The sequence below is a fragment of the Microbacterium oxydans genome (assembly GCF_900095745.1).
Lineage (GTDB): Bacteria > Actinomycetota > Actinomycetes > Actinomycetales > Microbacteriaceae > Microbacterium > Microbacterium oxydans_B.
Genome location: NZ_FMIR01000007.1, coordinates 1 through 22,015 on the forward strand (window position 1 = coordinate 1; position 22,015 = coordinate 22,015).

The 22,015-nt window shown below is 70.1% G+C and carries 26 protein-coding genes and 1 tRNA gene; 17 read left to right on the forward strand and 10 right to left on the reverse strand.

Annotated features, from left to right (window positions below; genetic code table 11):
• Positions 1 to 55 precede the first annotated feature (55 nt).
• On the forward strand, positions 56 to 1,294 hold the full coding sequence (locus BQ2383_RS01785) for a kynureninase (protein WP_091028398.1): 1,239 nt from the start codon (positions 56 to 58) through the stop codon (positions 1,292 to 1,294).
• The gene (locus tag BQ2383_RS01790; protein WP_091028401.1) at positions 1,284 to 2,123 is read left to right on the forward strand and encodes a PaaX family transcriptional regulator; all 840 of its coding nucleotides are present in this window, start codon (positions 1,284 to 1,286) and stop codon (positions 2,121 to 2,123) included. Before BQ2383_RS01785 ends, BQ2383_RS01790 begins: the two co-directional genes overlap by 11 nt.
• On the opposite strand, the gene BQ2383_RS01795 is transcribed toward BQ2383_RS01790, so the two are convergent.
• Positions 2,120 to 2,614 (reverse strand): FBP domain-containing protein, encoded by a 495-nt coding sequence (locus BQ2383_RS01795; protein WP_091028404.1) that lies wholly within the window; start codon positions 2,612 to 2,614, stop codon positions 2,120 to 2,122. The two genes, BQ2383_RS01790 and BQ2383_RS01795, sit on opposite strands and share 4 nt — an antisense overlap.
• A gap of 297 nt (positions 2,615 to 2,911) precedes the next feature.
• Here BQ2383_RS01795 and BQ2383_RS01800 point away from each other — a divergent pair, with 297 nt between their 5' ends.
• Positions 2,912 to 3,259: a hypothetical protein gene (locus BQ2383_RS01800; RefSeq protein WP_091028407.1), complete on the forward strand. Its 348-nt coding sequence runs from the start codon at positions 2,912 to 2,914 to the stop codon at positions 3,257 to 3,259.
• Between the two features lie 40 nt (positions 3,260 to 3,299).
• Here BQ2383_RS01800 and BQ2383_RS01805 read toward each other — a convergent pair whose 3' ends face one another.
• Complete coding sequence (locus BQ2383_RS01805; RefSeq protein WP_244175856.1) at positions 3,300 to 3,677, reverse strand: hypothetical protein; 378 nt, start codon at positions 3,675 to 3,677, stop codon at positions 3,300 to 3,302.
• A 213-nt stretch (positions 3,678 to 3,890) separates the two neighbouring features.
• Between BQ2383_RS01805 and BQ2383_RS01810 the strand changes: the two genes are divergently transcribed.
• Complete coding sequence (locus tag BQ2383_RS01810) at positions 3,891 to 4,100, forward strand: CsbD family protein (RefSeq protein WP_029261061.1); 210 nt, start codon at positions 3,891 to 3,893, stop codon at positions 4,098 to 4,100.
• A gap of 78 nt (positions 4,101 to 4,178) precedes the next feature.
• On the opposite strand, the gene BQ2383_RS19275 is transcribed toward BQ2383_RS01810, so the two are convergent.
• A complete protein-coding gene (locus BQ2383_RS19275) occupies positions 4,179 to 4,343 on the reverse strand; it encodes a hypothetical protein (protein WP_017201713.1) in 165 nt (54 codons plus the stop codon).
• A gap of 120 nt (positions 4,344 to 4,463) precedes the next feature.
• Between BQ2383_RS19275 and BQ2383_RS01815 the strand changes: the two genes are divergently transcribed.
• The 7 genes from BQ2383_RS01815 to BQ2383_RS19150 are packed head-to-tail and all read left to right on the forward strand — an operon-like array spanning position 4,464 to position 9,875.
• The gene (locus tag BQ2383_RS01815; protein ID WP_091028415.1) at positions 4,464 to 4,730 is read left to right on the forward strand and encodes a DUF7218 family protein; all 267 of its coding nucleotides are present in this window, start codon (positions 4,464 to 4,466) and stop codon (positions 4,728 to 4,730) included.
• 8 nt (positions 4,731 to 4,738) lie between these two features.
• Complete coding sequence (locus tag BQ2383_RS01820; RefSeq protein ID WP_091028418.1) at positions 4,739 to 5,881, forward strand: carboxylate-amine ligase; 1,143 nt, start codon at positions 4,739 to 4,741, stop codon at positions 5,879 to 5,881.
• A gap of 43 nt (positions 5,882 to 5,924) precedes the next feature.
• Positions 5,925 to 7,322: an MFS transporter gene (locus BQ2383_RS01825; RefSeq protein ID WP_091028423.1), complete on the forward strand. Its 1,398-nt coding sequence runs from the start codon at positions 5,925 to 5,927 to the stop codon at positions 7,320 to 7,322.
• Between the two features lie 2 nt (positions 7,323 to 7,324).
• A complete protein-coding gene (locus tag BQ2383_RS01830; protein ID WP_244175857.1) occupies positions 7,325 to 8,173 on the forward strand; it encodes an endo alpha-1,4 polygalactosaminidase in 849 nt (282 codons plus the stop codon).
• Positions 8,174 to 8,182: 9 nt separating this feature from the next.
• A complete protein-coding gene (locus BQ2383_RS01835) occupies positions 8,183 to 8,833 on the forward strand; it encodes a DUF4352 domain-containing protein (RefSeq protein WP_140403287.1) in 651 nt (216 codons plus the stop codon).
• Positions 8,830 to 9,393, forward strand: a complete 564-nt coding sequence (locus BQ2383_RS01840) for a hypothetical protein (protein WP_091028432.1) — start codon at positions 8,830 to 8,832, stop codon at positions 9,391 to 9,393. The genes BQ2383_RS01835 and BQ2383_RS01840 overlap by 4 nt, the downstream gene beginning before the upstream one ends.
• Complete coding sequence (locus BQ2383_RS19150) at positions 9,390 to 9,875, forward strand: hypothetical protein (protein ID WP_140403288.1); 486 nt, start codon at positions 9,390 to 9,392, stop codon at positions 9,873 to 9,875. The genes BQ2383_RS01840 and BQ2383_RS19150 overlap by 4 nt, the downstream gene beginning before the upstream one ends.
• Here BQ2383_RS19150 and BQ2383_RS01845 read toward each other — a convergent pair.
• The gene (locus tag BQ2383_RS01845; RefSeq protein WP_091028435.1) at positions 9,762 to 11,027 is read right to left on the reverse strand and encodes a hypothetical protein; all 1,266 of its coding nucleotides are present in this window, start codon (positions 11,025 to 11,027) and stop codon (positions 9,762 to 9,764) included. The two genes, BQ2383_RS19150 and BQ2383_RS01845, sit on opposite strands and share 114 nt — an antisense overlap.
• A gap of 163 nt (positions 11,028 to 11,190) precedes the next feature.
• Between BQ2383_RS01845 and BQ2383_RS01850 the strand changes: the two genes are divergently transcribed.
• A complete protein-coding gene (locus tag BQ2383_RS01850) occupies positions 11,191 to 12,243 on the forward strand; it encodes an iron-containing redox enzyme family protein (RefSeq protein ID WP_208617603.1) in 1,053 nt (350 codons plus the stop codon).
• Positions 12,240 to 12,446: a CDGSH iron-sulfur domain-containing protein gene (locus BQ2383_RS01855; RefSeq protein WP_091028438.1), complete on the forward strand. Its 207-nt coding sequence runs from the start codon at positions 12,240 to 12,242 to the stop codon at positions 12,444 to 12,446. The genes BQ2383_RS01850 and BQ2383_RS01855 overlap by 4 nt, the downstream gene beginning before the upstream one ends.
• Positions 12,447 to 12,470: 24 nt before the next feature.
• Here the strand turns inward: BQ2383_RS01855 and BQ2383_RS01860 are convergent, their stop codons facing one another.
• Positions 12,471 to 13,250: a YggS family pyridoxal phosphate-dependent enzyme gene (locus BQ2383_RS01860; RefSeq protein ID WP_091028440.1), complete on the reverse strand. Its 780-nt coding sequence runs from the start codon at positions 13,248 to 13,250 to the stop codon at positions 12,471 to 12,473.
• A gap of 78 nt (positions 13,251 to 13,328) precedes the next feature.
• Between BQ2383_RS01860 and gabT the strand changes: the two genes are divergently transcribed.
• From gabT to BQ2383_RS01875, 3 genes are all read left to right on the forward strand, one after another.
• Positions 13,329 to 14,666: a 4-aminobutyrate--2-oxoglutarate transaminase gene (gabT, locus tag BQ2383_RS01865; protein ID WP_091028443.1), complete on the forward strand. Its 1,338-nt coding sequence runs from the start codon at positions 13,329 to 13,331 to the stop codon at positions 14,664 to 14,666.
• 64 nt (positions 14,667 to 14,730) lie between these two features.
• Entirely contained in the window at positions 14,731 to 15,741 is a 1,011-nt protein-coding gene (locus BQ2383_RS01870; protein WP_091028446.1) for a type I glyceraldehyde-3-phosphate dehydrogenase, read from the forward strand.
• Entirely contained in the window at positions 15,738 to 16,478 is a 741-nt protein-coding gene (locus tag BQ2383_RS01875; RefSeq protein WP_091028449.1) for a glutamine amidotransferase, read from the forward strand. Before BQ2383_RS01870 ends, BQ2383_RS01875 begins: the two co-directional genes overlap by 4 nt.
• A gap of 55 nt (positions 16,479 to 16,533) precedes the next feature.
• Here the strand turns inward: BQ2383_RS01875 and BQ2383_RS01880 are convergent, their stop codons facing one another.
• Positions 16,534 to 17,079 carry a carboxymuconolactone decarboxylase family protein gene (locus BQ2383_RS01880; RefSeq protein ID WP_091028716.1) on the reverse strand — a complete coding sequence of 182 codons (546 nt, stop codon included), beginning with the start codon at positions 17,077 to 17,079 and terminating at the stop codon, positions 16,534 to 16,536.
• A gap of 122 nt (positions 17,080 to 17,201) precedes the next feature.
• On the opposite strand from BQ2383_RS01880, the gene BQ2383_RS01885 reads away from it, so the two are divergent.
• The gene (locus tag BQ2383_RS01885) at positions 17,202 to 18,053 is read left to right on the forward strand and encodes an AraC family transcriptional regulator (protein WP_091028453.1); all 852 of its coding nucleotides are present in this window, start codon (positions 17,202 to 17,204) and stop codon (positions 18,051 to 18,053) included.
• Between the two features lie 22 nt (positions 18,054 to 18,075).
• Here BQ2383_RS01885 and BQ2383_RS01890 read toward each other — a convergent pair whose 3' ends face one another.
• From BQ2383_RS01890 to BQ2383_RS01905, 4 genes are all read right to left on the reverse strand, one after another.
• Positions 18,076 to 19,188 carry a DegT/DnrJ/EryC1/StrS family aminotransferase gene (locus BQ2383_RS01890; protein WP_091028456.1) on the reverse strand — a complete coding sequence of 371 codons (1,113 nt, stop codon included), beginning with the start codon at positions 19,186 to 19,188 and terminating at the stop codon, positions 18,076 to 18,078.
• 45 nt (positions 19,189 to 19,233) lie between these two features.
• Positions 19,234 to 19,304, reverse strand: a tRNA-Cys gene (locus BQ2383_RS01895).
• A 13-nt stretch (positions 19,305 to 19,317) separates the two neighbouring features.
• Positions 19,318 to 20,553: a pyridoxal phosphate-dependent aminotransferase gene (locus BQ2383_RS01900; RefSeq protein ID WP_091028509.1), complete on the reverse strand. Its 1,236-nt coding sequence runs from the start codon at positions 20,551 to 20,553 to the stop codon at positions 19,318 to 19,320.
• 11 nt (positions 20,554 to 20,564) lie between these two features.
• Positions 20,565 to 21,926 carry an aminotransferase class I/II-fold pyridoxal phosphate-dependent enzyme gene (locus BQ2383_RS01905; protein ID WP_091028514.1) on the reverse strand — a complete coding sequence of 454 codons (1,362 nt, stop codon included), beginning with the start codon at positions 21,924 to 21,926 and terminating at the stop codon, positions 20,565 to 20,567.
• Between the last annotated feature and the right edge of the window lie 89 nt (positions 21,927 to 22,015).

Below are 22,015 nucleotides of genomic sequence, written 5' to 3' on the forward strand. Positions count from 1 at the left end.
GACGTGACCTTCCACTCGGGCGACCCCCTCACCCCCGCCGACCTGAAGGTGTGACATGACCGACCCCCGCGACACCGACCTGCTCGACGCCGCCCGTGCCCTCGACGCCGCCGACCCGCTGCGTGCCCACCTCGACGCGTTCGCCGAGGCGCCGGGTGTCACGGCCTACCTCGACGGCAACTCGCTCGGCCGCCCGCTGCGCGACATCCCGGAGAAGCTCGCCGCGTTCGTGCGGGAAGACTGGGGCACGCGGCTCATCCGCTCCTGGGATGAGCAGTGGATGGCGCTGCCGATGGAGCTCGGAGACCGCATCGGCCGGGTCGCGCTCGGCGCCGCGGCCGGCCAGACCGTCGTGGCCGACTCGACGAGCGTGCTGATCTACAAGCTCATGCGCGCCGCCGCAGCAGCCGACCCGGACCGCACCGAGCTCGTCATCGAGGCCGGCAACTTCCCCACCGATCGGTTCCTCGCCGAGGGCGTCGCGGCCGAGACCGGCATGACCCTGCGCTGGCTCGAACCCGATCCCGTGCACGGGGTGACCGTCGCCGACGTCGAGGCCGTCGTGTCGGAACGCACCGCCCTGGTCTCGCTGAGCCACGTCGACTACCGCTCCGGCGCCCTCGCGGACATGCCCGGCATCACCGCCGCAGCGCACGACGCGGGCGCGCTCATGATGTGGGACCTCTGCCACTCGGCCGGCGTGATTCCGATGCAGCTCGACGAGTGGGGCGTCGACCTGGCCGTCGGCTGCACCTACAAGTACCTCAACGGCGGACCGGGCTCCCCCGCGTTCGCCTACCTGCGTCACGGACTCCAGGGTGTGCTGCGTCAGCCGATCCAGGGCTGGTGGAGCGCGGCCGACATCTTCGCGATGGGGCCGGAGTACGTGCCGGCGGGCGACATCCGTCAGCTGCTGAGCGGCACCCCGCCGGTGACGTCGATGCTCGCGATGCAGGGGATGCTCGACCTCATCGAGCAGTCCACGATCGCCGGAGTCCGGGCGAAGTCGCAGTCGCTGACCGACCTCGCGGTGCGCGCATACGACGAGGTGCTCGCACCTCTCGGCGTGCGGCTGCTGAGCCCGCGCGACGCCGACCTCCGCGGCGGCCACGTGACGATCGGCCACCCGGACTTCCGCGAAGTCACGCGGCGGCTGTGGGCCGACGGCATCATCCCCGACTTCCGCTTCCCCGACGGCATCCGCCTCGGGCTCTCCCCACTGAGCACCTCGCACGTCGAGACGATCACGGGGGTCCTGGCCGTGCGCGACGCCCTGGAGTCCGGTGACTTCTGACCCCGCCGCCGCGCCCGTGCTCGATGACATCGACGCACGCCCCGGCAGCACCGCCTCGCTGCTGCGGACACTCGTCGGGGTGTTCCTGCGCCCGCTCGGCGGCTGGATCTCGGCGGCCGACCTCGTCGCGCTCGCGGGCGACCTCGGGATCGAGGCAGGCCCCGCCCGCACCGGCATCACACGTCTGAAGCAGAAGGGGCTCCTGCTCGCGGAGCGCGATGCCGGGATCGGCTACCGCCTCAACCCGGCCGCCGTCGGGATGCTCGAGCGCGGTGACCGCCGCATCTTCGAGATGCGCGAGATGACGGATGCCGACTCCTGGTGCCTGATCTCGTTCTCGATTCCCGAGAGCGCACGCAGCATCCGGCACCAGCTGCGCCGCCGCCTGCAGTGGATCGGCGCCGGAGTCGTGTCCCCCGCGCTGTGGATCTGTCCGGGGCACCTCCACGACGAGGTGGAGCAGATCCTCGAAGAGCTCGACGCCCGGAGTCGGGCGACCCTGTTCCAGGCATCCGCCCCCGCGCCGGCCGGCACGCTCGTCGAGGCTGCCGCGCAGTGGTGGGATCTCGCGGCCCTGCGCGCCGAGCACCTCGACTTCCAGGACCAGCTCACCGCGCTGCCTTCCGAGCCGTTCGCCGCGTACGTGCACTTGATCGACCGCTGGCGGGTGCTGCCCTACACCGACCCCGGGCTTCCGCCGTCGATGCTGCCGGCCGACTGGCCCGGACGACGCAGCTTCGAGGAGTTCGCGCGGCTCTCGGTTGAGCTGGCCGCTCCCGCCCGCGAGCACGTGCGCGCCCGGACGACCGGACGCGCACGCGTCGGCTAGGCCGTCGGCCCCGCCACCTCGGCGAGGAAGCCGGCGACGTGCTCCTGCAGACGCAGGATGCGCAGATCGCGCGCGAACTCGCGGTCGAAGCCCTGGTAGGCCAGCGGCGGGAGGATGCGCACGTTGCGGTTGCAGCCGAACTCGGCACACGTGAGCACGCCGACCGAGTCGCCCTTGCGTCCGGCGGCACCGGCCTTGCGTGCCACGAACAGCTGCACGTCGTTGCGGAGCGTGACGTCTTCGCACCAGGAGCACTGCGCCCGGGCGATCACGCGCTGCTCGGCGCGCTGCAGGAACACACCGACCGGGGCGTCGTCGACCCACGTGACGACGTACGCGCGGCGGGGCATCTTCGGATCCACCCAGCCGAGGAAGTCGAGCCGGTCGAAGTCGATCTCGGCGAAGCCGGGCGGGAGGGTCAGGTCGGAGACCTCCTTGCGGGAGGCGTTGAGGAAGGAGGCGCGGATGCCGCGCTCGTCGATGGGACGCATGAGAAGGTGCTTTCAGGAGTGGTCGCCGCAGAGGGCGAGTCGATCGGATGAGGCGCCCGGGACGGATGCCGGGGTATGACACAGCACCGGGGACGGGGTTTCCGCCTCCGGCCGGTCTTCAGCCTCTGCCTGCGGCGCGGAAGGCGCCTGCAGCTCCGCTCTGCGCCCGAGGGGCGCTCATCGACGACAGCACCCCGAGAGACTACACCCGTTTGTTTCACTCCGTGTCGGTCCGCCTGGCTCCGACCCGGAACCCGACTTAGTCTTTCCGGAACGTCGATCCTGAAGGAGACCACCGTGTCCACGCCGCTGAACCGCCTTTCGCCCCTCCCGGTGCGTGAGCGTGCAGCGTGCATGTGCAGCCACGGCGACCGGTGCTCTTCGTTCGCCCCCGGCCACGCGCTGCATCTGATCCAGGCGCGCATCGCCTCGGCGACGCCCGCGGGGTGGGTCGACGCGCTGGTCGTGACGACGGATGCCGTCGCCGGCGACCTCGTCGTGCGCACGCTCGACGGCGAGGTCCACGAGCTGTGGAACGGATCCGGCGCGGCGCTCGAAGCAGCCCCGGGCACACCGGTCGCGCTGCATGCCCGCTACGGCGTGCTCGCCGTGGGGCGCACGCAGTTCAACGTCGCCACCGTCTGACGCGGCCCGTCACCGACGGGCCGTCGGGAGCGATCGCCCGTCAGGCGCTCGCCATCATCATGTCTTTCATGGCCATGCAGGCATCCATGCACGCCTGGCACGCCTGAGCGCACATGCGGCACACGTCGCTGTCGTCGGCATGCCGCATGCACTCGTCCATGCAGACCTGGCACATCGCGATGCACGCGTTGAGCATGGCCATCATCGAGGCCGGCGTCATGCCCTGCATCCGCATCATCGAGCGCATCATGGTGTTGCACATGTCGGCGCAGTTCATACAGGCCGGCGAACAGTCCATCATCTGCGTCGAGCACACCGTGCACGCCTGCTCGCACGCGGCGCACGCATCCATGCACGCCTGCATGACGGACATGTCCATCATGCCCATGTCGGGCATCGACTCCATGTTCTTCGACATGGCGCCCATCATCATCGAGTCCATCGCTCACCGCTTCCTTCGAGGTCCGCGGGCAGGACCACCCGCCTGGCGCCAGGCTAGTCCCTCGGGGACCCCGCGTCGATGGGGCGGAACGCTGACATGAGCGAGCCGGATTGTCAATCCCGTGGCTCGTTCCGCGCCCGCGTGGAAAGGTCGGGATCAATCGAATCCGCCCTAGGAGAGGAGCAGAACATGAGTGCTGCAGATGACGTCAAGAACGCCGCCGAGAAGGCCGCAGGAAAGGTCAAAGAGGGCGTCGGCAAGCTCACCGACAACGAGCGTCTCGAGGCCGAGGGCCAGGCAGATCAGGTCAAGGCATCGACCAAGCAGGCCGGTCAGAACGTGAAGGACGCCGCCGAGAAGACCGGCGACAGCGTGCGCGACGCGTTCGACAAGAAGTAGGACGAGAGTCCCCCGGAAACGGCAAAGAGGTGGGGCCCGCCATCGGGCGGGCCCCACCTCTTCGGGATCAGACCTCGGTCAGACCTTGCGGCTGCCGCTGATCGCTCGGATCAACCAGGCGATCACAGCGATCGCGAGGAGGACGAGTCCGACCCACAGGAGGAACTGGAGCGACTGCACCAGTCCTCCGGTGATCGCGAGGATCACTGCGACGACGATGACGATGATCAGGAGGATGTTCATCGGTCTTTCCCTTCTTTCGGGGCGCGAACGCCCGACTGCGGTGACACCACGCTAGCTCCCGGGAGCCATCTTCCAGAGGGGGTTGACTTCCACCCTCCGAGTGCGCGAAAGGATGAGCCCATGCCAGGACGACGGAACAATTCGCTCAAGGACCCCGAGCTGTACGAAGAGCTCAGGGACGACGGGGCGTCCAAGGAGAAGGCGGCGCGGATCTCGAACGCGGCCGCGAAGGAAGGCCGCAGCACCGTCGGTCGCCGTGGCGGAGAACACGGCGACTACGACGACTGGACCGTTCCGGAGCTGCGCAAACGCGCGAAGGAACTGGGACTCACCGGCTACAGCCACAAGCGGAAGTCCGAGTTGATCTCCGCCCTCAGGAATCACTGAGGCCGGGGATGACCCGCTTCGGCATCGAGGAGGAGTTCCTCTTCCTCGATGAGCACTCGTTGGTGCCCGTGGCTCTGGCCTCCGGCACGCGCGAGCGCATCACGCGGCTCCGCACCGGCGGCGAGGTCACGAAGGAGTATCTGACCTCGCAGATCGAGTGCCTCACCGAGCCCGTCTCGACCGGCGCGGATGCCGAGGCACAGCTGCGACACCTGCGCGAGCTGATCGGCTGGCATGCGCAGGAGCAGCAGGCGATCGCGGCCTCGTCGGGAACGCCGTTCGCCACGACGCGCTCCTCCGCCGTCTCCCCGTCCCCGCACTACGACGTGGTGGCCGAGCAGCTCGGCCATCTCACCCACGATCACGAGGTCAACGGCCTGCACGTGCACGTCGAGGTGCTCGACGACGAAGAGCGGGTGCGCGCACTCGACCGGGTGCGCGGCTGGTTGCCGGTGCTGCTGGCCCTCACCGGGAACAGCCCGTTCGTGGAGGGCCGCGACACCTCCTTCGCCAGTTGGCGCAGCATCCTGATCCGTCGTCTGCCCGGTTCGTGGAGCCCGCCGCACTTCCGCGATCTCACCGAGTACCGCTCGGGGGTGCAGCGACTCATCGATCTGCGGGCCATCGCCGATGCCGCCTCCCTCTCCTGGGCGGTGCGCATCTCGGAGCGCTACCCGACGGTCGAGGTGCGGGTCTTCGACGCGCAGCTGACTCCGGAGGAGTCGGTGCTCGCCGCGCTGCTCAGCCGCGCGATCGTGCTGACCGACGACCAGCCTCCCGCCGCGATCGGCGCGGATGTGATCGACGCGTCACTGTGGACCGCTGCTCGCCGCGGCATGGACGCGCGCGTGATCGACCCGACGACCGGGGAGATCGACGACGCGCGGACCGTCGCCGAGCGGATGCAGGCCGTTATCGCCCCGGCGCTTCGTGAACTCGGTGACGAGGAGTGGGTGCACGACGGGCTCGCCCGGCTGCGCACCGACGGCACCGGCGCCACTCGGCAGCGCCGCAGCGTCGAGCAGGACGGGACGGCCGGGCTCGCGCGACTCCTCCGCGCCGGAACGCCGGCAACTCACCCGGCACCAGCTGCGCCTCGGCCCGATCCGCACGGGGAACGACAGGAGCCCGCGCCCGCGCCCGCGGCCTGACCGCCGCCGCCCGGGTGTCCGCCGCCGGGAGTAATGTCGGCCTGTGGCCTCCTCCTTCGCCCCTCTCCAGCGGCTCGTGATCTCGATCGCCGTGCTCGCCTCGTTCGTGACGTTCCTCGACGGCACCGTCGTGAACGTCGCCCTGCCCGCGATCAGCCGCGAACTCGGCGGCGGCATCACCACTCAGCAGTGGGTGGTCGACGCGTACCTGATCACGCTGAGCGCGCTGATCCTGCTCGCCGGATCGGTGTCCGACGCCTACGGCCGCGTGCTGGTGATGCGCATCGGCCTGATCGCGTTCGGAATCGCCTCCATCGCGGTGGCCGCGGCCTTCGATCCGCTCATGCTGATCATCGCCCGGGCCGCGCAGGGTGCAGCCGGCGCGCTGCTGGTGCCGAGCTCGCTCGCGCTCATCACCGCGACCATGCGCGCCGACGTGCAGTCCCGGGCGATCGGTGTGTGGACCGCCTTCACGACCGGAGCCCAGCTCGTCGGCCCGCTGCTCGGCGGCCTGTTCGTCGACTACCTGTCCTGGCGCTTCGTCTTCCTCATCAATGTGATCCCCATCGGCATCACCCTGCTGCTGCTCGCCCGCCTGAAGCTTCCGGAGCACCCGCGCGGCATCAAGGTCGACTGGTGGAGCGGTGCGCTGTGCGCGCTCGGCCTCGGCGCCGTGGTGTTCGCCCTGATCGAGCAGCCCAACATGGGGTGGCAGTCGCCGGCGATCTGGATCCCCGCCGTCGTGGGCGCTGCCCTGTTCGCCCTGTTCCTGTGGCGTCAGCAGCACTCGGCCTCGCCGCTCATGCCGCTGTGGCTGTTCCGGGTGCGCGACTTCGGCTGGGGCAACCTCGCCACCCTCTTCGTGTACGCGGCGCTGTCGCTCAACGGCTTCGTGGTCGGCGTCTACCTGCAGCAGGGCGCGGGTCTCAGCGCCACGGCGGCCGGGCTCGCGAGCCTCCCGATGACGATCCTGATGATCCTGATCTCCTCCCGCGCGGGACAATGGGCCGGCCGGTGGGGGCCACGGTTCTTCATGACCATCGGTCCGCTGATCATGGCGGTCGGCGCACTCATGCTGCTGCTCGTCGCAGACGACTTCGACTACTGGTGGCAGGTGCTGCCCGCGATGATCGTGATGGGTCTCGGCCTCTCGCTCACCGTGGCGCCGCTGACCGCGGCGATCCTCGGGGCGATCGATGAGAACCACTCCGGCATCGCCTCGGCGGTGAACAACGCGATCTCCCGCGTCGCCGGTCTGCTCGTCGTCGCGATGCTCTCGACGATCGTCGGCGGCACGCTCGACCTCGACGGGTTCCACAATGCGGCCTGGGTCACGGCGGCGTTGCTCGTCGTGGGCGGCGTGGTGTCGTGGATCGGCATCCGCCGCAACCCGGCCGAACCGGCACCGGCCGACGTCGCCGCGTCCGGCGCCCCGCAGTGACCATGCCCACGAGGACGCGCCGGGGCGGAACGCCGCTCGCCGCCGCCATGCTGGTGCTGGCGCTCGGCGGATGCGCGGCGCCCGCCGCTCCCCCCGCGTCCGGCGAATCGTCGGCACCCGCCGCGTCGTTCAGCCTTCCGCCGTCCGGCGCGACCCCCGACTACCAGCTCGGCGGTGCGTACGAACCGGCGTCCGAGGTCGGGATCGTCGGCCGGGACCGGAGCGCGGAGCCGGCCGAGGGCGTGTACTCGATCTGCTACGTCAACGGATTCCAGACGCAGCCCGACGAACTCGACTCCTGGCCCCGCGACCTGCTGCTGCAGAGTGACGGCGAGGTGGTCTTCGACCCGGACTGGCCCGACGAGGCACTGCTCGACACGTCGACAGCCGAGCGCCGCGACCGGATCGCCGCCACGGTGATCCCGTGGATCGAGGGGTGCGGGGATGACGGCTTCGACGCCGTCGAGTTCGACAACCTCGACTCGTACACCCGGTCTGACGGGGCGCTCTCCTTCGACGACAACCTGGCGCTGGCCACACTTTTGGTCGGGGCGGCCCATACGGCCGGCCTCGCGGCCGGGCAGAAGAACACTGCCGAGGATGCGGCGGTGCTGCACGACCAGGCCGGGTTCGACTTCGCGGTCACCGAGGAGTGCGCGGTCTACGCCGAGTGCGGCGCCTACACCGCGGTCTACGGCGATCACGTCATCGACATCGAATACGCCGACGAGCTGCCCCGCCCGTTCGCCGAGATGTGTGCGGACGACGACTCCCCGGCATCGATGGTGCTCCGCGACCGCGACCTGGTCACCCCGACCGACGACGACTACGTGTTCGAGACCTGTCGCTAGGCTGACTGCGTGACGAGGACAGGCGGAGTGGTCGATTCCGTACGCCAGGCCGCCTCGGGTGCCTTCAGCCGTGCGGCGGTGCCGCTCTGGGCCGCCGTGGTCGCGATCGTCGGCCTGCTGGGAGCGTTCGTGGCATTCGGCGGCCTCGCCCCGGCGACGACGCAGCCGTCGCTCGTCCCCGCCGGCAGCGAGGCGCGCACCTCGCTGTACGCCGTGACCGTGATGGATGCCGAGGTCACCGACGAGGTCGAGGAGCAGTATCTGGAGGCGGAGCCGGGTGAGACCCTGCTCATCGTCACGGTGCGACTGGAGAACCTCTCCGACCGCGCGGTCGGGGTGGAGGGCACGGCCGACCAGGTCGCCTCACGGCTGCTCTCCTCGAGCGCACCGCTTCTCGAACTCTCGGGCGTGGCCGTGACCGACACCGCGCGCTCCTGGCGGGCGGACGGTTCGCTGCGCGCGGTGGTGCTGCAACCCGGCGTCCCCGCCGATGTGCGCATCGCCTTCCCCGTCGCCGACGATGCTCTCGACGAGCACGAGGCCCACCTCGATGTGTACGACGCCAGGGAGCAGTCCGGCCAGGTCATCCTCTCGTCGTCGGCGATCACGTGGCGACGGACCGACCTGATCGCCCGCACCCCCGTGGAGGTCGGTCCGTGAGCGCGCGCGGCGGATGGATTCCGTGGGCCGCGGGTATCGCGCTCGTCCTCGCGGCCGGCGTGGTGACGGCGGTCACACCGCCCGAGGATGCGCTGACCGATCCCTTCTTCACGAGGGCGGCCGTCGCCGACACGGCCACTTCCCGTACTCTCATCGCCGCGGTGCAGGAGGCCTCGTTCGCCGACCGGCTGACGGTGGCGGACAAGTGGGAGGCCGAGGGGAACTGGCTCGTGATCGAACTCGCCGCGTCCGCACCGACGACCGAGGAGGATGCCGTGATCGGCGTCGCGAGCCTCGTGATCGACGGGCAGGTCTTCCTGGCGAGCGAGCGTCCGCCGACATCGCTGCTCCGGGCCAAGCTGCGAGTGGGCACCGACACCGTCGGGACACTGGCGTTCGAGCTTCCGGAGGGCCTACGGACCGGGAACGGAGAGCTGCGACTCACCGGTGAGTACCCGACGCCGCGTCTCGACGACGTCATCACCTTCCCGCTCTCGCTCGATGAGGTGCCGCAGGAGACCGACAGGGAACTCGACGAGCCGCGATTGGGGGCGCCATGACCTGGTGGCGGACACAGCGCTTCGCACTGGTGGCGCTCGTGGTGGCCGCGGCCGCCGCGATCGCCGTGCACGTCTGGTTCGATGTGCTGCCCGCCGCCCCGAAGAGTACGCAGGTGCAGGATGCGGAGGACGGGAGGGCCGAGGTCACCGGGCAGAAACTCCGTCTGGACTCCGCCCGCTGGGATGAGTTCGAGGCACCGGCGGGATCGCGCACGCTCAGCATCCGGATCGATGCCAGGGCGGAGGGCGAGTCCGCCGGATGCGGGATGTTCACCCTCGCCGAGACCGAGGGCGCGCGCGTCTGGACCAACGCCCGGTCCGCGCTCGACGTGCCGTATGACGAGGGCGAGTCGGGCTGCCAGAAGGAGTCAGGCTCCTATGCCATCCTCGCGGTGTTCCTGCTCCCCGACGACGCCGACGGGCCGTTCGCGCTCGACATCCCCGGCACCGACGAGATCGCGCGCTTCCCCATCGAACCCTGATTCGCGCGTGCCCATCCTCGCTTCCGGGCGACCCACCACGGTGTCGAAGGCGGTCGCCACGATCGCGACGCGCAGCGGCTCGGCCACGGCGGCCACGGCGACGAGGAGAAGCGGGAAGAAGCCCGACCAGAACGCGGTGTCGTGCGCGCCGACGAGCTGGAGCAGACCGCGCGAACCGACCTGCTCGGCCCACGACCACACGGCATACGCCAGTGCCGTGCAGCCGAACACGACGGGGCCGCCGCGCCAGATCAGGGCCAGTGCCGCCCACAGCCCCTCGAGGCGGAGTGCGAGGTTTCGCGCGAGGTTCGACACCGCACCAGGGGGCGCCTGCTCGATACGCCCCAGCACCGCCGGCGTCGCGTCGAAGGTCGTGCCGTAGATGACGCCGGCCACGGTCAACCATGCCGCGGGCACGACCACCGCGGCGACCACCAGCCCGACCAGCCACAGCACCGTCTCCCACAGCGCCGCCACCGGGAGCACGTGGGCCCCGAACCAGTCGCCGATGCCCTCGAACCAGGCGACGCCCGCTCGATCGGCGATCCACTCCTTGGCCTGCGCCCACCACTGGCCCACCAGGGTGAAGAGCATGAAGGTCCAGACCACCTCGGCGTACGCGGCGAGCGCGAGCGTCCATGTCGGCAGTCTCCCGCCGATTCGCGCGAGGAGCACGCGCACGACGAGCGCGATGACCAGCACGGCGACCGGCAGCACGCCCACCGCGATGAGGCCGCCGCGGTCACCGAGCTGGGCGGCGTCGTAGCTGGCGTCGCGCAGGGCGATGCCGCTCGCGATGTTGAAGAACGCCTTGATGTCGACGTCGAGCATTCCCCAGGCGGCATAGAACGCGAAGAACGGCAGGATGGCGACCAGCGTCGTCTGCGCGAACTGCCGGTAGCCCGGGCGGTGGTCGGATGCACTGTGCGGCAGCGACCGCTGCACCGTGAGGTACATGGCGACGTACGACACCAGGCGCGCGGCCACGGCGAGCGGCAGGAGCAGGAGCCCGCCGAGCGTGGTGAGTCCGCCTATGAAACCCGCGAGCTGCACGAAGATCTCGTGAAGTGCCTCGCCGGCGAGATACCAGGCCGCCAGCGCGAGGCCGTGCCGTGCGAGGAGGCGCCCGAAGGTGCGCACGGCCGGGATCATGCCCCCACGGTACCGGTTCGCTGACCGCCCCTGCGGAGCGGATGTCGACACCCCGCCCGCGCCGCGGCGCGTATGCCCCGCACGCCCGTCTGCGTCAAGTCCCTGGAGCGGATGATCCACACGCGGCAGGATGCGAAGCATCGCACCGATGGGAGCCCTGTTCATGACCGTATCCGCCCCGGCATCCGCCCCGGCCGCAACCCTCCCCTTCACCGACAGAGGGCCGCTGAGTCACGCCGTCATGTCGCACCTGACGGGCGACGACGCCGCTGCCTCCGACCACACGGGCCTCGCGACCGCTGCCGTGGCGGCGAGCGCTGACGTGGTGCGCGACGACGACATCCAGCTCGCGCTCTTCGTCCTCTACGCCTCGTCCTACGGATCGCTCCCGCAGCTCGATGCCGACCTGGAGTGGGACCCCGCCCTTCTCACCACACGCCGGATCCTCGAGGAGGCGTTCGAGAGCGCGCTGCGGGCGAGGGTGCCGATGCCGGAGTCCCCCGAGCCGACCGTGGATGCCGTCGGCCGCGCGCTCTTCGCCCTGGCCGCCGCCGACACGGGACCGAGCCTCTCGCGGCACATCGCGAAGAAGGCCACCAGGGAGCAGGCGGAGGAGACCCTCATCCAGCGCTCGGTGTACACGCTGCGCGAGGCGGATCCGCATTCCTGGGCCATCCCGCGCCTGGAAGGACGCGCCAAGGCCGCCCTCGTCGAGATCCAGTCGGACGAGTACGGCGGCGGGCGACCGCAGCGCGTGCATGCCGAGCTCTTCGCCCGCGCGATGCGTGCCGCCGGCCTCGATGCCACCTATGGAGCGTACGTCGACGATGTGCCGGCGATCACTCTCGCCTCGCACAACATGATGTCGATGTTCGGGCTCAACCGCCGCCTCGTCGGCGCGATCGTCGGGCACCTGGCCGCATTCGAGATGACCTCGTCCATCCCCTGCCGCCTGTATGCCGACGGCCTGCATCGTCTGGGGTTCGACCCGGATGTGGCGGCCTACTTCGAGGAGCACGTCGAGGCGGATGCGGTGCACGAGCAGATCGCCGCGCGAGACCTGGCCGGCAGCCTCGCCGAAGACCACCCCGAGCTGCTGCCCGACATCCTGTTCGGCGCGGCGGCGTGCCTGACCGTGGACGGTTGGGGCGGCGAACACATCCTGGAGTCCTGGCAGGCGGGCACCTCGTCGCTCCGGCCGCGGGTGGCGTCATGAATGCCCGGACCGAGCCGCCGTCGATCACGCCCTATCCCGACGGACCGCTGCTCGTGCGGGGCGCCGTCGAACTGCGCACCGCCGACGGTGAGCCGATCGAGCCGCATCGTCGCACCGTGGCCCTGTGCCGCTGCGGGCTCTCGACCCTCAAGCCGTTCTGCGACGGCACCCACAAGGCGGCGGGTTTCCGCACCGACGACTGATCGCCGCGCCGACGTCGTCGCGGTTCAGGCCTCGGGCCAGTAGTAGCTGTCGGGGAGGGCGCGGGCGCCGAAGATCGCCTGACCGACACGCACGCAGGTCGCCCCCTCCTCGACCGCGATCTCGTAGTCCCCCGACATCCCCATCGAGAGCTCGCCGGAGCCGATGAGGTCGGGCGCGTCTTCTCTGGCCTGGTCTCGCAGTGTGCGAAGGAGGGAGAAGCACTCGCGCACCCGCTGGTCGTCGGGCGTCAGGATGGCGAGCGTCATGAGTCCGCGCACGCGAAGGCTCTGATACGAGGGCAGTGCCTCGAGGAAGGCGGGGAGTTCCCCCGGCGGCATCCCGAACTTGGAATCCTCGGCAGAGGTGTTCACCTGCACGAAGACGTCGAGGCTGCGTCCTGCCGCCTGCAGGCGCCGATCGAGCGCCTCGGCGACACGCAACCGGTCGAGGGCCTGGAATTCCGTGGCGAAGGTGGCGACGTCCCGTGCCTTGTTGGTCTGCAGATGTCCGATGATCGACCAGGACACGTCGAGGTCGCTCGTCTCGCCGTGCTTGCGCACCGCCTCTTGCACCTTGTTCTCTCCGAGCAGCCGCATGCCCGACTCGATGGCGACCCTGACGCGCTCGGTGGGGACGGTCTTGCTCACCGGAAGCAGCGTGACCTCTTCCGGGAGGCGTCCGGCGCGACGGGCCGCCTCGTCGATGCGTGTGCGGACGGCTGCGACGTTGTGGTGGAAGTCGTCGACGGTGAACGCCGTGGGGTATCGATCGTCGACCCCGCTCGGCTGCTCTGGTTTTGACATAGGTCAAAGGCTAACATAGTCTTAGGTCGATCTGATGCGAGGCTGGATCGCCTCGCGCCACACCCGACAGGAGCCACCATGTCCCCGCTCGACGTGCTTCCCGACCGCTCATCCGCCCCTTCCCTGCGCACCGAGGTGCCGGGGCCGCGGAGCCGTGCGATCCACGAGCGGCGTCAGAGATCCGTGGCCCGCGGGGTCGGCAGCGTGCTCCCGATCTACATCGACCACGCCGACGGCCCGTGGGTGACCGACGTCGACGGCAACCGCTTCCTCGACCTGGGGAGCGGCATCGGCGTGACCACGATCGGCCACGGGAACCCCGCCGCCATCGCAGCGGCCGCCGCGCAGATGGAACAGGTCACGCACACCCTCTTCACCGTGACCCCCTACGAGGGATACGTGCGCCTCGCGGAGCGCCTCGCCGAGAAGACTCCCGGCGACCACGAGAAGCGCTCCTTCTTCGCCAACTCCGGGGCGGAGGCCGTGGAGAACGCGGTCAAGATCGCCCGCAGACACACTGGCCGCCGCGCGGTCGCCGCGCTCGACCACGCCTTCCACGGGCGCACGAACCTCACGCTCGCCATGAACCACAAGGCGGCGTACGGCACTGGTTTCGGTCCCTTCGCGCCGGACATCCACCGCGTACCGAACTCGTACCCGTACCGGGACGGTCTCACCGGCGAGCAGGCGGCGCAGCGGACGATCGCGCACCTCGAGCAGCGCATCGGCGTCACCGACCTCGCAGCTCTGATCGCGGAGCCCATCCAGGGCGAGGGCGGCTTCGTCGTGCCCGCAGACGGTTACCTGCCCGCACTGCAGGAGTGGTGCACCCGCAACGGCGTCGTGTTCATCGCAGACGAGATCCAGACCGGCCTCGGCCGCACGGGGACCTGGTTCGCGAGCGAGCAGTTCGGCGTCGTGCCCGATCTCGTGCTCACCGCCAAGGGCATCGCGGCCGGTCTCCCGCTCGCCGGGGTCACCGGTCGTGCCGAGATCATGGATGCCGCCGACCCCGGCACTCTCGGCGGCACGTTCGGCGGCAACCCGGTATCCATCGCCGCAGCCCTGGCCGTCTTCGATGAGCTCGAGCACGGAGACTTCTTCGCCGAGGCGTTGCGCATCGGCGACAGGCTCGAGCAGCAGTTGAACGACCTCGCCGCGCGGCATCCGCTGATCGGCGATGTGCGCGGGCGAGGTGCGATGTATGCGTTCGAGCTGACGGAACCCGGTACGTCACGTCCGGCGGCCGGCGCGGCCTCGGCCGTCGCGGCTTTCGCGGCGCAGGAGGGGATCCTGCTTCTCACCGCGGGCAGCGACGCGAACGTGATCCGTTTCCTGCCGACGCTCACCACCACGGACCAGCAGCTCGACATCGCGATGGACGTGATCGATCGCGCATTGACGGCTCTCGCCTGATCTGCGTTCGACCGAACATCCTCACAGATCACTCCGGATCCTCACCACCCCCTGAAGGAGCTCCATGCCCGCCAAGATCGCCATCAACGGACTCGGGCGCATCGGGCGCAACCAGCTCCGCCTTCTGATGGCGCGCAGGTCCGACCTGGAGCTGGTCGCGCTGAACGACCCACGCGGCGCACGCGCGGTCGCCGAGCTCCTCGAGAACGACCGGGCAGGCGGCCGGCCTGCGGGCGGGGCGCGGCATGACGACAGGCATCTCTTCGTCAACGGTCACGCGATCCGGGTGTACTCCGAACACGACCGCCGATCCCTGCCGTGGGACGAACTCGGCGTCGACATCGTGATCGAGTCGACCGGCCAGGCGATCCGCGCCGACGCCGCGAGGGAGCACCTCGCCGCCGGAGCCGAGAAGGTGATCATGACCTCGCCCGCCGCCGGCGATGACGGGACTCTGGTCCTCGGAGTGAACGAGGGGTCGTACGATCCCGACCGACACCACGTCGTCTCCAGCGGGTCGTGCACCACGCTCTGTCTGGCGCCGGTGCTGCAGACGTTCGACGACGCGTTCGGGATCGACGCGGCGCTGATGACGACGGTCCACGCAGGCTCCGTCGACGACTGCTTCCAAGACATCCCGCACGCCGACCTGCTGCCCGCGGGAACCCGAGACGCGAGGATCACCGCGAGCAGCCTCGGCGCCGCCGAGGCCGTCACCCGCGTCCTCCCGCACCTCGACGGCCGACTCGAGGGCACGGCGCTGCGGGCTCCCACCCTCAGGGGGTCGATCACGCATCTCACCGTCACGGCGACGCAGACCGTGACGGCCGACGAGGTGAGGGTGGCCTTCCAGACGGCTTCGGAGGGAAGACTCAAAGGGATCCTGCGCTGCGCCGACGATGAGATCGCCGTCTCGGACTCGGTCATCGACCCGCACTCGTCGATACTGGACACCACGCTGATCCGCGCGACCGGCTCCCAGGTGAAGATCTCGGCCTGGTACGACGACGAGTGGGGATACTCGCACCGTCTCACCGAGCTCGTCGCGCACGTCGCAGAAGGACGGACACCATGACGATCGATTCCTCGCGGTCGCGCATCGCCCTCGCATTCCGGCACGTCCACTTCGAGGATCTGGGAATCCTCGAGCCGCTCCTGATCGAGCGCGGGTATCACGTGGAGTATGTCGACCTCGGTGTGCAGGCGATCGACATCGAGCGGGTCGACGACGCGGATCTGCTGATCGTGCTGGGCGGTCCCATCGGGGTGTACGACACCGTGCACTATCCGTTCCTGCACGCGTCGAAGGAGGCGATCGCGCATCGGCTGCGCGACGGCCGGGCGATGCTGGGCATCTGCCTGGGCGCACAGCTGATCGCCGAGGAGATGGGAGCAGTGGTCGCTCCGACCGGGTCCGTGGAGATCGGCTACGCGCCGCTCGAGCTCACGGTCGAGGGGCTCGACTCTCCCCTGCGCCCCCTCGACGGGCTGCCCGTCCTGCACTGGCACGGCGATGCCTTCGCCATCCCTGAGGGCGCCCGCCATCTCGGCCGCACTCCGGACTTCCCGAACCAGGCGTTCGCCACCGACACCGTGCTCGCGCTGCAGTTCCACCTGGAGGCCGACCATCGCACGATCGGCAATTGGCTCATCGGGCACGCGCACGAGCTGCACCACCACGGCATCGACCCGCGAACGATCCGCGAGCAGGCCAGGATCCACGGCCCGCGGCTCGAGACCGCCGCTCGCACCACGATCGCCGCCTGGCTGGACGAGGTCGACAGCCCCGCACACCACGCCGACGCGAACTGAGACGGCACGACGAAGGGCCGGGACCTGATGGTCCCGGCCCTTCGTCGGTGGCGGTTCAGCTCGCGCGGCGCAGTGCCACGCTCGGGAAGTCCACCGGCACATCGAGCGCGATGTTCACGTAGTTCGTGAACAGGTTCAGCGCCACCTGACCGATGGTCTCGACGATCTGCTCGTCGTTCCACCCCTGCGCGCGGACCGCGTCGACATCGGCCGAGGACACCTGTCCGCGGGCGTCGACGAGCTTCAGCGCGAATGCCAGCAACGCGGCCGTGCGCGGATCGTCGGACTCGCCGACCTGTGCTGCGGCGAGCGTCTCGCGCGTCAGACCGGCCTTCTTGCCGAGTGCGGTGTGCGCCGCGAGGCAGTAGTTGCACGAGTTGCGGTCGGCGACCGCCACGGCGATCTGCTCACTGAGCGCAGCACCGAGGGTGCCGCCCCCGTACGCGCCGAATGCGCTCCACATGCTCGTCAGGGCAGCCGGAGAGTGGGCGACGGCGCGGAACATCGCCGGCACGGTTCCGAAGGCGCCGGCGATCTGGTCGAGCTGCTCCTTGACGGGTCCGGTGGCCGATTCGCGTTCGATGAGAGAGACGTTGGGCATGTGATGCTCCTTCGCTAGCAGGATGAGGCCGATCGGCCTCATCCTCGAGTCTTCCGGGAATCGCCGGACGATGCGCACCAGAACGTCTTGCATTCATGACCAATCGTCCAGATACTGGAGACATGCCCTCTGTCGACCGCCTCACTCCGCTGCTCGAGCGCTTCCGCGTGCGCACGCGCCTGTTCCACACGGGCCCCCTGTGCGGCACGACGGTCTTCCCGGCGAGCAGCGGTCACGGCTACCTGCACGTGCTGCGTCGCGGAGAGATGGAGGTGACCCACCGTCGGCCTGACGGCAGCACCGAGCGCGAGGTCATCACGCGGCCGAGCCTGCTGTTCTTCCCGCGTCCGCTCGACCACACCTTCCTCAACGCGCCGACCGACGAGTCGGACTTCGCGTGCGCGACGCTGGACTTCGACGGCGGTGCCACTCATCCGCTCGTGCGCACGCTGCCGTCGGTGATCGTGCTGCCCCTCGACGAGGTCGCCGCCCTCGCCCCGGCCCTCGACCTGCTGTTCTCCGAGGTCGACAACGTCCGCTGCGGACGCCCGCTCGTGGCCGACCGCATGTTCGAAGTGGTCCTGATCCAGCTGCTGCGATGGATGCTCGACAACAGCGGTCGGCTCGACCTCCCCCCGGGCCTGCTTCCCGGTCTCGCCGACGAGCGGCTCGCTCCGGCACTGGTCGCGATGCACGAGGCGCCGGGCGATCCGTGGAACCTGGAGTCGCTGGCGCGCAGGTCGAACATGTCGCGGAGCGCCTTCGCCGCACGGTTCAAGGACGTCCTCGGGCGATCGCCCGGTGACCACCTCACCGAATGGCGTCTCACCGTCGCGCAGGAGCAGTTGCGCGCCGGGATGTCGGTCAGCACCGTCGCCGCGGAGCTCGGCTACGCCAGCGCCTCGGCGTTCTCGCGGGTCTTCGCCCAGCGCATCGGCCATTCGCCGCGCGTGTGGCTCGCCCTGGCCGCCTGACCACGCAGCGCGAGCCCGGCGGTCACCCGCCGGCCGACATCACGGCCTCGAGACCGTTGATGACCCGGTCGAGGTCTTCACGCGAGAGCGACGGGTGCACCGGGATCGAGAGCACCTCCTGTGCCGCCCGCTCGGTCTCGGGCAGGTCGACCTCGGGGGCGTACCGCTGCAGCGAGGGCAGCCGGTGGTTGGGGATCGGGTAGTAGACGCCCGCTCCGACAGCGTGTTCATCGCGCAGGGCATCCCGCACCCGGTCGCGCTCGCCCCCGGCGATGCGCACCGTGTACTGGTGATACACGTGCTCGGCGCCGTCGGCGACCCGCGGAATCGTGAGCCCGTCGATGCCGGCGAGCGCCTCATCCAACAGCGCCGCATTCCGCTGACGCTGCCGAGTCCACTCCCCCACCTTCCGCAGCTGCACGCGACCCACCGCGGCGTGCACCTCGCTCATGCGGTTGTTGTACCCGACGATCTCGTTCGCGTACTGCGTCTCCATCCCCTGGTTTCGCAGCAGCCGCATGGTGCGAGCCATGTCCTCGTCGGCGCACGCGACGATGCCGCCTTCGATGGCCGTCATGTTCTTGGTCGGATACAGGCTGAACATCCCGAACGCGCCGATGGTGCCGGACGGACGACCGCGCCAGGCAGCCCCGTGCGCCTGCGCCGCATCCTCGTAGATCGCCAGGTCGTGCTCGGCCGCCACCGCTTCTATCTCGTCGACGAGGAAGGGGTGCCCATACAGATGCACCGGCATGATGCCCTTCGTCCGCGGAGTGATCGCCGCGCGCACCCGTGCCGGATCGAGGGTGAAGTGCACCGGCTCGATATCGACGAAGACCGGGGTCGCGCCCGCGAGGACGACGGAGTTCGCCACCGCAGCGAACGTGAACGATGGCACGATCACCTCGTCGCCCGCCCCGACCCCCGACGCGATCAGGCCCAGCAGCTGCCCGCTCGTGCCGGAGTTGACGGCCACCGCGGTGCGGCCCTGCAGGAACTGCTCGGCGAACTCCGCCTCGAACGCGGCGACCTCCGGGCCCTGGGCGAGCATCCCGCTGCGCAGCACGCGTTCGACGGCCGCCACCTCCTCGTCACCGATGAGCGGTTTGGCTGCGGGGATGAATGCGCTGTCCATGGCGGAAGGCCCTTCGTCGGCGTCGGCTCTCGTGAGCCCGGTCTGAGGTGGAGGCAGGAATCGAACCTGCGTGCACGGTCTTGCGGACCGCGACCTGGCCACTCGGTCACTCCACCGGGTCGGAGGCGCTCAGCGCCCTGGCGGAGAGTATCCGCTCAGAAAGGAGCCGAAGCGTCGGAGCGCGTCGGCGAGCACGTCGGTCTGGGGGAGGAAGGCGATCCGCACATGATCGGGGGTACGCAGATGGAACGCCCTCCCGTGCACGAGGAGGATGCGCTCCGCGTCGAGGAGGTCGAGGACCAGCCGTTCGTCGTCGTCGATGCGGTGCAGCTCCGGATCGAGTCGCGGGAAGAGATACAGCCCCCCACCCGCGGCCTGGGTGCGGACACCCGGAATCGCGTCGAGCGCGTCGAGCGCCGCATCCCGTTGCCGCGTGAGCCGGCCATCGGATGCGACCAGTGCGTCGAGCGAGTCATCCTGCGTCAGCGCGGCCGTGATCGCGTGCTGCGCGGGAACCGACGCACACATCCGCATGGACGCCAGCAGTCGCACGCCGGAGAGGAACTGGTCATCGGCATGGAACCCGGTGACCGTCATCCAGGCGGCACGGTAGCCCGCGACGCGGTGGGTCTTCGACAGCCCGGCGAACGTGACGCAGGGGACATCCGGCGCGATCTGGGCGGTGGAGAGGTGCTCGAACCCGGGATAGACGACCCGGTCGTAGATCTCATCGGAGAGCAGCAGCAGCCCGTGTCGTCGCGCGAGCTCGGCGATCTGCTCGAGCACCTCGCGCCCGTACACCGCCCCCGTCGGGTTGTTCGGGTTGATGAGGACGATCGCCGCGGTGTGCGGGCCGATCAGCGACTCCATCGCCGCGAGGTCGGGCATCCAGCCTTCGGACTCGACACAGGGGTAGTGCACCGGCTGCCCTCCGGAGAGCACGGTCGATGCGGTCCACAGCGGATAGTCCGGGCTCGGGATCAGCACCTCGTCGCCCGGTTCCAGCAGCGCCTGCAGCGTGAGCCCGACGAGCTCGGAGACGCCGTTGCCGACCGTGATGTCTTCGATCGAGAGAGCGGGGAAACCGCGGCGGCGGGCGTAGTGCGCAGCGATCGCCTCGCGGGTCTCGGGCAGGCCGGCCGATTCCGAGTACCCGTGCGCGTGCGGGAGCGCGGAGCGCAGTGCCTCGACGATGGCCGCCGGAGCCTCGAATCCGAAGGGGGCCGGGTTGCCGATGTCGAGCCGCAGGATGGACTCGCCGCTGCGCTCGAGTTCGGCTGCGCGCGCCGCGACGGGGCCGCGGAGGTCGTACAGCACACCCTCCAGCCGGGAGGAGCGTCCGATTCGATACTCGGCTTCGGCCATCCCACCCGCCCTCATGACTCCGCTCCCGTCCCGCGGGTGCCGGCGATGGCACCGGCGAGGTCGTCGACGAGGCGCTGCGTGTCGGCCTCGTCGAGGTCGTGCACGGTCAGACGCAGGTGCGTGTCACCGGACGAGCCGTCAGAGTCGAGCGCGAACTCCGCACCGGAGCGGGCGAGCCAGCCTCGCTGCGCGAGACGACGGGACACCTCGGCGGTATCGCCCTGGACGTCGACCCAGACGTTGAGCCCGTCGTCGCCCTGCGCGTGCACTCCCCGTGCGGCCAGCTGCGCGACGAACGCGCGGTTGCGTGCCGCGTAGTGTGTGCCGGCGTCAGCGATCAGGCTCTGCGTGGCGGCATCGCGCAGCATTCCGGCGGCGAGCCGCTGCATCACGTGGCTGACCCACATCGTGCCGGGGCTGAGCCGCAGGGCGAGCCGGTTCGCCGTGACCGAGTCGGATGCCGTGACCGCGAGGCGCATGTCGGGTCCGAGGAACTTCGACACCGAGCGCACGAGCGCCCATCGTTGATGGGTGGGCGCGATGATGCTGGAGTACGGCGTGGTCGAGAGCAACGAGAAGTGGTCGTCTTCGATGACCAGCACGTGCGGGTGCTCGGCGAGAACCTCGCGAAGCGCCATCGCCCGTGCCGCGGTGATGCCGACCCCGGTCGGGTTGTGCGCGCGCGGCGTGCAGACGATCGCGCGGGCGCCGCTTTCCAGGGCGGTGCGCAGGCCCTCGACGGTCATCCCCTCGCGGTCGACGGGGATCGCGACGGGCGCGTACCCGGCGAGGCGTGCGGTGTGGATGCTGGAGAGGAAGCACGGGTCTTCGAGACCGACACGGTCGCCCTGCACCAGGCTCTGGGCGAGCAGGCGCTCGACGGCGTCCACGGCCCCGGCGGTGATCGACAGACGGAACGGACGAGGGTGGTCGGCGGCGATCCGCTCCGTGGCCCATTCGGCCAGTGCGGGGTCGATCACGGACTCGCCGTAGAGCACGTGGGCGGGCTCGACACCGGCGAAGGCGGCGGCGAGGTCGGGAAGATGCGCGGCATCGGGGTTGCCGCTGCCGATGTCGCGCAGCACCGTCCCCGCGGTGTAACCCTCGTCGGGGTTCTGCGCGGGACCGAGCACCGTCGTGCCGGTGCGGCCGCCCGTGATCGCGACGCGCGCGGTGACCAGCGAGCGGTAGGCCGCGAGCACCGTGTTGCGGTTGACGCCGAGGCGGGCGGCGAGGGCCCGGACCGAGGGGAGGTGATCGCCGGGGGCGAGCTCGCCGCGATCGACGAGATCGCGCACGCTCTCCGAGATCTCGGCGGCGGTGGCGCCCGCGATGCGGTCGGAGACGTCGTCGCGATCGCGTGCCTGAGCCATGGCTCGACGCTATTCGAGATTTTGACCTATGTCAAAGTGGCACCGAGGCGGCAGAGGAGCGGGACCTGCTCCACCGGCCCCGCTCCTCC

Excerpts from the sequence above, each read along its gene's own strand:
- BQ2383_RS01785 (WP_091028398.1), top strand. The coding sequence starts at position 56 with ATGACCGACCCCCGCGACACCGACCTGCTCGACGCCGCCCGTGCCCTC.
- BQ2383_RS01795 (WP_091028404.1), bottom strand. The coding sequence starts at position 2,614 with ATGCGTCCCATCGACGAGCGCGGCATCCGCGCCTCCTTCCTCAACGCC.
- BQ2383_RS01805 (WP_244175856.1), bottom strand. The coding sequence starts at position 3,677 with ATGTCGAAGAACATGGAGTCGATGCCCGACATGGGCATGATGGACATG.
- BQ2383_RS01810 (WP_029261061.1), top strand. The coding sequence starts at position 3,891 with ATGAGTGCTGCAGATGACGTCAAGAACGCCGCCGAGAAGGCCGCAGGA.
- BQ2383_RS19275 (WP_017201713.1), bottom strand. The coding sequence starts at position 4,343 with ATGAACATCCTCCTGATCATCGTCATCGTCGTCGCAGTGATCCTCGCG.
- BQ2383_RS01815 (WP_091028415.1), top strand. The coding sequence starts at position 4,464 with ATGCCAGGACGACGGAACAATTCGCTCAAGGACCCCGAGCTGTACGAA.
- BQ2383_RS01820 (WP_091028418.1), top strand. The coding sequence starts at position 4,739 with ATGACCCGCTTCGGCATCGAGGAGGAGTTCCTCTTCCTCGATGAGCAC.
- BQ2383_RS01830 (WP_244175857.1), top strand. The coding sequence starts at position 7,325 with ATGCCCACGAGGACGCGCCGGGGCGGAACGCCGCTCGCCGCCGCCATG.
- BQ2383_RS19150 (WP_140403288.1), top strand. The coding sequence starts at position 9,390 with ATGACCTGGTGGCGGACACAGCGCTTCGCACTGGTGGCGCTCGTGGTG.
- BQ2383_RS01845 (WP_091028435.1), bottom strand. The coding sequence starts at position 11,027 with ATGATCCCGGCCGTGCGCACCTTCGGGCGCCTCCTCGCACGGCACGGC.
- BQ2383_RS01850 (WP_208617603.1), top strand. The coding sequence starts at position 11,191 with ATGACCGTATCCGCCCCGGCATCCGCCCCGGCCGCAACCCTCCCCTTC.
- BQ2383_RS01855 (WP_091028438.1), top strand. The coding sequence starts at position 12,240 with ATGAATGCCCGGACCGAGCCGCCGTCGATCACGCCCTATCCCGACGGA.
- BQ2383_RS01860 (WP_091028440.1), bottom strand. The coding sequence starts at position 13,250 with ATGTCAAAACCAGAGCAGCCGAGCGGGGTCGACGATCGATACCCCACG.
- gabT (WP_091028443.1), top strand. The coding sequence starts at position 13,329 with ATGTCCCCGCTCGACGTGCTTCCCGACCGCTCATCCGCCCCTTCCCTG.
- BQ2383_RS01870 (WP_091028446.1), top strand. The coding sequence starts at position 14,731 with ATGCCCGCCAAGATCGCCATCAACGGACTCGGGCGCATCGGGCGCAAC.
- BQ2383_RS01875 (WP_091028449.1), top strand. The coding sequence starts at position 15,738 with ATGACGATCGATTCCTCGCGGTCGCGCATCGCCCTCGCATTCCGGCAC.
- BQ2383_RS01880 (WP_091028716.1), bottom strand. The coding sequence starts at position 17,079 with ATGCCCAACGTCTCTCTCATCGAACGCGAATCGGCCACCGGACCCGTC.
- BQ2383_RS01885 (WP_091028453.1), top strand. The coding sequence starts at position 17,202 with ATGCCCTCTGTCGACCGCCTCACTCCGCTGCTCGAGCGCTTCCGCGTG.
- BQ2383_RS01890 (WP_091028456.1), bottom strand. The coding sequence starts at position 19,188 with ATGGACAGCGCATTCATCCCCGCAGCCAAACCGCTCATCGGTGACGAG.
- BQ2383_RS01900 (WP_091028509.1), bottom strand. The coding sequence starts at position 20,553 with ATGGCCGAAGCCGAGTATCGAATCGGACGCTCCTCCCGGCTGGAGGGT.
- BQ2383_RS01905 (WP_091028514.1), bottom strand. The coding sequence starts at position 21,926 with ATGGCTCAGGCACGCGATCGCGACGACGTCTCCGACCGCATCGCGGGC.